Source organism: Lentilitoribacter sp. EG35, assembly GCF_040784015.1.
In the GTDB taxonomy this organism is placed as follows: domain Bacteria; phylum Pseudomonadota; class Alphaproteobacteria; order Rhizobiales; family Rhizobiaceae; genus Lentilitoribacter.
On the sequence record NZ_JBFNGQ010000039.1, the window covers coordinates 1 to 756 of the forward strand.

At 44.0% G+C, this 756-nt stretch carries 1 protein-coding gene; it reads right to left on the bottom strand.

Annotated features, from left to right (window positions below; translation table 11 throughout):
* Positions 1-756, bottom strand: a 756-nt coding sequence (locus AB2J24_RS19850) for an AMP-binding protein (RefSeq protein WP_367386813.1), incomplete at both ends; no start/stop codon positions are given.

Here is a 756-nt window from a genome sequence, read left to right on the forward strand (position 1 = left end):
GATCTGCCGTCAGATCAGGGCGTCCTAAATAACCACGTGCTAAACCTGCTCCAGCTATATAAAGCTCACCACTAACACCAACGGGAACAGGACGAAGCCAATCATCCAATACATAAACCTGAGTGTTCCAAATCGGGCGCCCAATGGGGACGAGCCCCGTTTTCTGCTTTCTACAATTGTGTATTGTTGAATCTTGCGCTTCGGTAGACCCATATACATGGTAAACAGCTACGAGTTTTTGACCGAGTCCGCCTGAGCCTAGACGATTAAGTAATTCAAGTTCGGGTCGTTGACCTCCAATAAATAAACACCTCAAATTGAGCTGCTCAGTATCTTGGGAGTGACCGTGAGCCTCTAAAACTCTCATTACACTATGCAATAGCTCTGGTGAGAAACGTATAACAGATATCTTGTTTGATATCATATTCTCAAGAATAAGATTTGGATCAACCAATAATTTTGACACACCTATGACCATTCGTGCACCTGCCATCGACCACCAAAAAAGCTCCCTGATGGCACCGTCAAACCCAATTGATGTCAGACCATATAATCTATCATTCTTGTCAAGAGGGTATAGCTTTTGAAAATTATTAAGTCGGTGGATCAGCGCTGCAACAGTCGTTACGACACCTTTAGGTTTTCCAGTTGATCCTGATGTGTAGATGACATAGGCGGGATTGGTGGGGGTAAGCGGTCGAACTCGGTCACGATTGTCTGGATTGGTTGTATTTTCTGCGTTCAATATTTTGATCA